This is a genomic window from Pseudonocardia bannensis (assembly GCF_012911875.1).
Taxonomy (GTDB): domain Bacteria; phylum Actinomycetota; class Actinomycetes; order Mycobacteriales; family Pseudonocardiaceae; genus Pseudonocardia; species Pseudonocardia bannensis.
Genome location: NZ_JAAXKZ010000189.1, coordinates 1 through 7,661, shown reverse-complemented (window position 1 = coordinate 7,661; position 7,661 = coordinate 1). Strand labels below are relative to the sequence as shown.

The 7,661-nt window shown below is 75.5% G+C and carries 6 protein-coding genes and 1 pseudogene; 6 read left to right on the top strand and 1 reads right to left on the bottom strand.

Features of this window, described 5'->3' with window-relative positions:
• Together HF519_RS28630 and mnmA are read left to right on the top strand one after the other, a co-directional pair.
• Window positions 1-1,119: cysteine desulfurase family protein (locus HF519_RS28630; protein ID WP_169416096.1), on the top strand; the 1,119-nt coding region annotated here is incomplete at its 5' end.
• 16 nt (window positions 1,120-1,135) lie between these two features.
• Entirely contained in the window at window positions 1,136-2,215 is a 1,080-nt protein-coding gene (mnmA, locus tag HF519_RS28625) for a tRNA 2-thiouridine(34) synthase MnmA (RefSeq protein ID WP_169416095.1), read from the top strand.
• 95 nt (window positions 2,216-2,310) lie between these two features.
• On the opposite strand, the gene HF519_RS28620 is transcribed toward mnmA, so the two are convergent.
• Complete coding sequence (locus HF519_RS28620; protein ID WP_169416094.1) at window positions 2,311-2,544, bottom strand: hypothetical protein; 234 nt, start codon at window positions 2,542-2,544, stop codon at window positions 2,311-2,313.
• A 528-nt stretch (window positions 2,545-3,072) separates the two neighbouring features.
• On the opposite strand from HF519_RS28620, the gene HF519_RS28615 reads away from it, so the two are divergent.
• From HF519_RS28615 to HF519_RS28600, 4 genes and pseudogenes are all read left to right on the top strand, one after another.
• Window positions 3,073-3,960, top strand: coding sequence for a DUF1206 domain-containing protein (locus HF519_RS28615; protein ID WP_312860411.1), 888 nt, complete (start codon window positions 3,073-3,075; stop codon window positions 3,958-3,960).
• Window positions 3,961-3,983: 23 nt separating this feature from the next.
• Window positions 3,984-5,162, top strand: coding sequence for a methionine synthase (locus tag HF519_RS28610; RefSeq protein WP_169416093.1), 1,179 nt, complete (start codon window positions 3,984-3,986; stop codon window positions 5,160-5,162).
• Between the two features lie 307 nt (window positions 5,163-5,469).
• Window positions 5,470-6,804: a ferredoxin reductase family protein gene (locus tag HF519_RS28605; protein WP_169416092.1), complete on the top strand. Its 1,335-nt coding sequence runs from the start codon at window positions 5,470-5,472 to the stop codon at window positions 6,802-6,804.
• A gap of 12 nt (window positions 6,805-6,816) precedes the next feature.
• Window positions 6,817-7,661: pseudogene (locus HF519_RS28600) on the top strand (hypothetical protein); the annotation flags it as partial.

Here is a 7,661-nt window from a genome sequence, read left to right as displayed (position 1 = left end):
CGCCGGTCGCGGCGGTACGTCGAGGAGGCCCGCGAGCGGATCGCGGTCGCCGTCGGTGCCCGCCCGTCGGAGGTTGTGCTCACCACCGGGGGTACCGAGAGCGACAACCTGGCCGTCAAGGGGCTGTACTGGTCGAGACGCCACGCCGATCCGCGCCGCACCCGGGTGCTGGTCTCCGAGATCGAGCACCACGCGGTGCTGGAGTCCGCGGAGTGGCTCGCCGAGCACGAGGGCGCCGACGTCGAGCTGCTCGAGGTCGACGAGCTGGGCCGGGTCCGCCCCGACACGCTGCGGGCAGCGATCGCGGCCGCCCCCGAGCGGGTCGCCCTGGTCTCGGTCATGTGGGCGAACAACGAGGTCGGTACCGTCAACCCGATCCGCGAGCTCGCCGCTATCGCCCACGAGTTCGACGTGCCCCTGCACACCGACGCCGTCCAGGCCGTCGGGATCCTGCCGATCGACTTCGCCGCCTGCGGCGCCGACGCGCTCACCCTCACCGGGCACAAGCTGGGTGGCCCGTACGGGGCCGGCGCGCTGCTGCTGGGCCGCGAGGTCGCGCTCACCCCGCTGCTGCACGGCGGCGGCCAGGAGCGTGACGTCCGCTCCGGGACCCTGGACACCCCCTCGGTGGTCGGGCTGGCCACCGCGGTCGAGCAGGCCGTCGCCGACGCGCCGCGACGAGCCACGGTGCTCGCCGGACTGCGCGACGACCTCGTGGGCAAGGTGCTGGCCGCGGTCCCGGACGCACGGCTCAACGGCGACCCCGGGACCGACGTGATCGACGGCGGCCCGTCGCGGCTGCCCGGCAACGCACACCTGTCCTTCCCGGGCTGCGAGGGCGACAGCCTGCTGATGCTGCTCGACGCGCACGGCATCGAGTGCTCCACCGGTTCGGCCTGCACCGCCGGCGTCGCGCAGCCCAGCCACGTGCTGCTGGCGATGGGCGCCGACGAGGCCACCGCGCGCGGCTCGCTGCGCTTCTCCCTCGGACACACCTCGACGGCCGAGGACGTCGACGCGGTGGCGTCGGTCATCGGGCAGGTCGTCGACCGGGCCCGTCGCGCCGGACGCAACGGTGCCGCGCACAGCGGGCGGACGGTCGCCGCCGACGGTCGATGACGGCGGGACGGATCCGATGAGGGTGCTGGCCGCGATGAGCGGCGGCGTCGACTCCGCCGTCGCGGCGGCCCGCGCGGTCGAGGCGGGCCACGACGTCGTCGGGGTGCACCTGGCGCTGTCCGAGACACCCGCGGCACTGCGTGCCGGGTCGCGCGGCTGCTGTTCGCGGGAGGACGCCGCCGACGCCCGGCGGGCCGCCGACGTGCTGGACATCCCGTTCTACGTCTGGGACTTCGCGGCTCAGTTCACCGAGAGCGTGGTCGATGACTTCGTCGCCGCCTACGCCGCGGGGGAGACCCCGAACCCGTGCCTGCGCTGCAACGAGAAGATCAAGTTCGCGGCGCTGCTGGACAAGGCGCTCGGGCTGGGCTTCGACGCGGTCTGCACCGGGCACTACGCACGCCTCGAGGGCGGCGTGCTCCGCCGGGCGGTCGACGACGACAAGGACCAGTCCTACGTGCTCGCGGTGCTCACCGCGCACCAGCTCGCGCACGCGCTGTTCCCCATCGGCGACACGCCCAAGCCGACCGTGCGGGCCGAGGCCGCCGCCCGCGGGTTGCGGGTGGCCGACAAGCCCGACAGCCACGACATCTGCTTCATCCCGTCCGGGGACACCCGGGCGTTCCTCGCCGAGCGGATCGGCGCGCGGCCCGGTCCGATCGTCGACGCCGAGAGCGGGGAGGAGCTGGCCCGCCACGACGGGGTGCACGGCTTCACCGTCGGACAGCGCAAGGGCATCGGGGTGGACCGGCCGGCGGCCGACGGCCGCCCCCGTTACGTGCTGGGCATCGAGCCGGTCAGCGGCACCGTGAGAGTCGGCCCGGCCGCCGCCCTGGACGTGAGCCGGATCGACGCGGCCCGCCCGGTGTGGAGCTCCGGCCGGGCCCCCGACGGACCGCTGAGCTGCGTCGCGCAGGTCCGGGCCCACGGTGGGCTGGCCCCGGCCGAGGCCTGGCCGACCGGCGACGGCGCGCTGCGCGTCGAGCTGGCGGAGCCGCTCCGCGGTGTCGCACCGGGCCAGGCCGTCGCCCTCTACCGCCCCGACCCCGCCGGTGACGTCGTCCTCGGCAGCGCGACGATCACCGCTACCCGCTGACCCGCGCCGACCACACCCCGAATGCCACGAACGGCACTTCCGTTCACCAAGTGAACGGCAGTGCCGATCGTGAGGAACCCGGGGCCTGGCGAGGATCAGGTCACGGTGATCTCGTCGATCATGCCTCGCAGGTGGTGCGGCTGCTCGCCCTCGTCGCCCACCGGGCAGACCAGGAAGTACCGGCCGGGTGTCAGGTCGACCAGCAGGCCACCGGACTGTCCGGGCGCCGCCGAGGCGGCGCCGGGAACGAGGTCGACGATCAACTGGATGATCGCCGGCCCCGCCTTGAGCGTGGCCGGCGCCCCGGCGAACCTGAAGTCCTCGCCCATCACGGAGACCTGCTGGTAACCGCAGCTGTCGTAGGCACACTTCTCGTACCCGGCGATCGAACCGGTGAATGCGGGGTCCTCGAAGTCCGGGGCGGTGCCGCTCGTCGCGGCCGCGTGCCTCGATGCGGCGACCGGAGTCGAGCGTGACGGTGGCGGTGCGGGCGGTGAGCACGAACCGTACGTCGGGCGTGCCCGCGCGCGGTCCGGTCAGGTCGGTGACGCTGCGGGCGCCGGCCGCGGGGCCCCTGTGATGCTGATGTGCGCCGACCGGCTGGGCCTGCGGGTGCGCACCCGCCGTCAACGCGACGGCGCCGACGCCCGCCGCGAGTGCGACAACGGCCACGGTCGCCAGGACCGAGGGGAGGGTCCGCTTCATGCGTCCGAGATCCACCGCGAAGAGCCTGACGATCAACGGGGGGGCGGGGCAGGGTGCCAGCACCCGGGTGCGGCGCGCACCAGCCTCCCCGCCGGACTGGCGCAGACCGCTCGAATCGGTCAGGCTTCGCGCGCCCCGAGGAGGTACCCGCCGTGCCGGACACACGACAGACCGCCGACGCCCAGGACGCCGAGCCCCCGTCCGACGAGCGCGACCGTGGCGACGCGGACGGTGTCGCCGAACAGGCGGCCGACACCGCCGAGGACGTGGCCGACAGCCCCGCCGTGCACGCGCTGGGCCGGATCGGCCTGATCGCCTACGGCGCGGTGCACCTGCTCATCGCCGGGCTCGCGGCGCAGGTGGCGCTGGGCGACTCCGAGCAGGCGGACAAGTCCGGCGCGTTGCAGGCCATCGCGGCCGGCGGGCTCGGCGTCGTGCTGCTGTGGGTGATCGCGGTCGGGCTCGGCGCCCTCGTGATCTGGCAGCTCGCCGAGGCGATCTGGGGGCACCGAGGTGTCACGGGGGGCCGGCGCGTGCTGCGCACGGCGGTCAACCTCGTCGAGGCGGTGATCTTCGGTGTGCTGGCCTACTCCGCCGGCTCGATGGCCGCGGCCGGCGGGGCGGACACGCCGAAGCGCTCCGTGGCGGCGGTGCTGCTCGAGTTACCGGGCGGCCGGGTCCTCCTCGCGCTGATCGGGATCGGGGTGCTGGTCCTCGCCGGGTACGCGGTCTACCGCGGGCTCAGCAAGGCCTTCTGCCGCGACCTCGACCTCGGCCGAGCCGAGCCGCGTGCCGCCCGGCTGGCCGTCCGCCTCGGCCAGGTCGGCTGGCCGGCCCTGGGCCTCGCCTACGGCACGACCGGGGTGCTGCTGATCCTCGCCGCCGTCCGCTACAACCCGGACCAGCCGGTCGGCCTCGACGCCGGGCTCAAGGCCCTCGGCGCGCAGCCGTACGGACAGGTGCTGCTGCTCGTCCTCGCGCTCGGGCTGGGGATCTTCGGGGTCTACTGCCTGTTCGACGCCCGCTACCGCAAGTCCTGAACGGATCGGGTACACAGCGCGGCATGAGTTCTCCCGACGATCCGCTCGCCGCCGCCCTCGCCGCCGCTGGTCTGACCGACGCGGTGCCGGGGGAACCGCCGCCCGGTCCGACCGGCACCGCCGCGGGATTCGTCGTGGCCGGGACCGATGAGGCAGCGGACGAGCCGGCCGAGATCCCGCAGCGCTGGCCCGCCGGCGCGGCCACCGGCGTCGGCTCGCTGCCCGGCACCGACCCGCGGGAGGCGGCGGCGACCGTCGTCGGGGAGCTGCCGCTGCTCCCGCACATCCCGGAACTTCCGGCCCGGGGCGTCGGCGCGGACATGATCGGGCGCACGGCGGCGCTGCTGGTCGACATCGCGGTCGAGGTGGTGCCGACCGGTTACCGGGTGACCGCGCGGCCCGGCCTGGACCACCGGCGGGCCGTCGATCTGCTGCGCACCGACCTCGACGCGTTCGAGGAGGCCTGCGAGCCCGCGCGTCCCGCCTGGGTGAAGGTGCAGGCCGCCGGGCCGTGGACGCTCGCGGCAGGCGTCGAGGTGCGGTCGGGGCACCGGGTGCTCACCGATCGCGGAGCCGTCCAGGAGTTCGCCGAGAGCCTGGCCGAGGGATTGCGCGGGCACATCGCCGAGGTGGCGTCGCGGACCGGCGCGCGGGTGCTCGTCCAGCTCGACGAGCCGTCGCTGCCGGCCGTGCTGCGCGGGTCGCTCCCCACGGCCTCGGGTTACGGGCGGCTCCCCGCGGTGCCGGAGCCGGAGGCGACCGACCTGCTGCGCGATCTCGTCGACGGGCTGCCGGCGCCGGTCCTGATCCACTGCTGCGCGGACGACCCGCCGGTGCGACTGCTGGCCGCGACCGGGGCCGCGGCCGTCGGGCTCGACGCGACGGCGCCGTCGGTGTCGGGGGACACGGCCTCCCCGGCTGCGCTGGACGCACTCGGCGAGATCTGGGACGCCGGGACGCCGCTGTTCCTCGGCCTGGTGCCGGCCGTCGATCCGCCGCGGCCGGTCGAGCTGCGGACGCTGGCCCGCCGCGCGTTCGACCTCGCCGACCGGCTCGGTTTCGACCGGTCCCGGCTCGCCGAGCTCGCCGTGCCGACGCCGGCGTGCGGGCTCGCCGGGGCGACGCCGGAGTGGGCGCGCCGGGCGATGACGCTCAGCCGCGAGCTCGGGCAGACCTTCGTCGACCCACCGGAGGGCTGGTAGCGGCGACGTCCAGATCCCACCGCCGGACGGCGCCCGGCCTGCTCCCTGCGGCGCTGGCACCACGAGCGGGCGAATCGGCGATCGGCAGGCGGCCGCGGCGCGATGGTGGGCGGGCGGGCGCCGCGCCGAACGGCCGGTCCCGCCCACCACCTGAGAGCAGCACGTCCGATCGGTGCAACCGGGCGAGCGCATCCGGCCGGTCGTGACGCCACTCGCCGACTCCGGCCGACCGGACGGCTGACGTTGCGCAACCCCCCTTCTCAGGATCCCCGGGCCCGCGGGGCGTGCCTGGCTAGCGTTCCCGCTCGTGATCCGACCGGCCTATCGCGCCTTGTGGGCCATGTCCTTCGTGACGGTCCTGCTGGCCCCGCTGCTGCTCGCCACGGGCGCGGGTGGCTCGTCCGGGATGGCCATGGAACTCGCGCTGGTCCTGGGACTCGTACCGACCTCCGCGATCGTCGTGGTCGTGGTCATCGGGTCGCGGGTGCGGTCACTGACGACGGCGTTCGGCATCGAGCGGCTCATGCGGTTGCACCGCTACCTCGGCCTGCTCGCCCTGATCCTCGTGCTGGTGCACGTCGCGATGGTCCTGCTGGCCGATCCGCGCAACATCGCGCTGCTCGACCTGACCAGCGCCCCGGGACGGGCGCGCGCCGCCACCGTCGCGACCGTCGCCATGGTGGTTCTCGTGGCGCTCGCCGTGCTGCGCCGGCGGATGACGCTGCGTTACGAGGTGTGGCGGGCGCTGCACGTGCTGCTCGCCGCCACGGTCGTCACCGGCGGGGCCCTGCACGTGTTCCTGCTCGACCACCTCGTCCGCAACCCGCTGATGCGCACCGTGTTCGTCGTGATGTTGCTGGGCCTGCTGGCGGTGGTGGTCAACCGCTGGGTGGTGCGCCCGCTGCTCGCGAGCCGTGACGAGTTCCGGGTCGAGGAGATCCGCCGGGAGAGCGAGGCCGTGAGCACGATCGTGCTGGGCCCGGCCCGGCGCCGGCAGCTCGGGCGCCGCGACCGGATGACGTTCGCGCCCGGCCAGTTCGCCTGGCTGCGGCTGCACCGGTCCGTGCTGGTCGCCGAGGAGCACCCGTTCAGCATCGCGTCGGGGACCTCGCCCGAAGGCCGCGTCGAGTTCACGATCCGCCACGTCGGCGACTACACCCGGCTGCTGTCGAACCTGCGCCCGGGCCGGACGGTGTATCTCGACGGTCCGCACGGCACGTTCACGGTCGACCACGTCCAGGCGACGGGACTGGTGCTCATCGCGGGCGGCGTCGGGATCACGCCGATGATGAGCATGCTGCGCACGCTCGCCAACCGGGGCGACCGGCGTCCGCACCGGTTGGTGGTGAGCGCGCGCACGCCGTCGGAGCTGCTGTTCTCCGACGAGATCGACGAGCTGACCGGCCGGCTGAACCTCGTCGTCGTGCAGACGGTCACCCAGCCGCCCGAGGGGTGGACCGGGCCCACCGGGCGGGTCGACCGGCAGCTGCTGGAGGCGGTGCTGCCCGGGCCGTTCCGGCGCAACCAACTCGACTACTTCCTGTGCGGCTCGCCCGGCCTCGTCGGGGGCGCGGTCGCGGCCCTCGACGAGCTGGAGATCCCGGCGCAGCGCGTGCACACCGAGCAGTTCGACATGGTCTGAGCAAGGAGAACGATGAGCTCATCCACGGAGATCCCACGGTTCGTCCGATGGAGCGTCGCGGTGACGCTCGGTGTGACCGCTCCCGTGGCGGCACTGCGCGCCGGCCCGATCGAGCCGATCATCTCGGGCGATGACGACGTCCAGGCCGCGGGCGAGGGGTCGGCCGTCGGCCCGGGCACCCGCGCCGGCTCCGGGGTCGAGCTGGCCGGCCTTCCGGAGGACGCGGCTCCGGCCACTCCCGATGCGGGCCAGGGCTTCGATCCCGTGACGGCCGCGCAGGTCGTGCCGGTGGCGCAGGCGGCGACGATCACTGCCCCCCCTCCGGTCCGGTCGGCTCCGGGTGGCACTGCCTCCGCGGCAGGGGCGCAGGTCGCGGCGCCCGAGGCCGCCCGCACGGCCCCGGAGCGGCCCCGGGCCACGGCTCCGGCCGCCCCGGCGCGGACCGGGGCCGCGGCCCCCACGGCTCCTCCGGAAGCCACGGTTGCTCCCGCCCCGGAGTGGCCCCGGGCCGCGGCGGCACCGGCCCCTCCGGCGGTTGCTCCCGCTCCCGCAGCGACGCCGCACGACACCGGCACCGCGCCCCGCCACGCCGCGCCGCGCGACACCGGCACCGCGCCCCGCCACGCCGAGACGGAACCGGCCCCCGACGCCGGTGGCGCCAGCACGACGGATCCCACGCCGGGCACCGGCCGGGACACGGGGGCCGACCGGGACCGCGGCCCCGACGCGGGTACCCGGGGACCCGGGCCCGCTCCGGCCGACGGGGCCGCGGGCCGCTCCGGTGAGGCGGCGTCCGGCCGGGGCGGTGCGGATCGCGGCGGCCTCGCACCGGCCGACCCCGCCCCGCCCACCGCACC

Coding starts and splice junctions, on each gene's coding strand:
- mnmA (WP_169416095.1), top strand. CDS start 1,136: ATGAGGGTGCTGGCCGCGATGAGCGGCGGCGTCGACTCCGCCGTCGCG.
- HF519_RS28620 (WP_169416094.1), bottom strand. CDS start 2,544: ATGGGCGAGGACTTCAGGTTCGCCGGGGCGCCGGCCACGCTCAAGGCG.
- HF519_RS28610 (WP_169416093.1), top strand. CDS start 3,984: ATGAGTTCTCCCGACGATCCGCTCGCCGCCGCCCTCGCCGCCGCTGGT.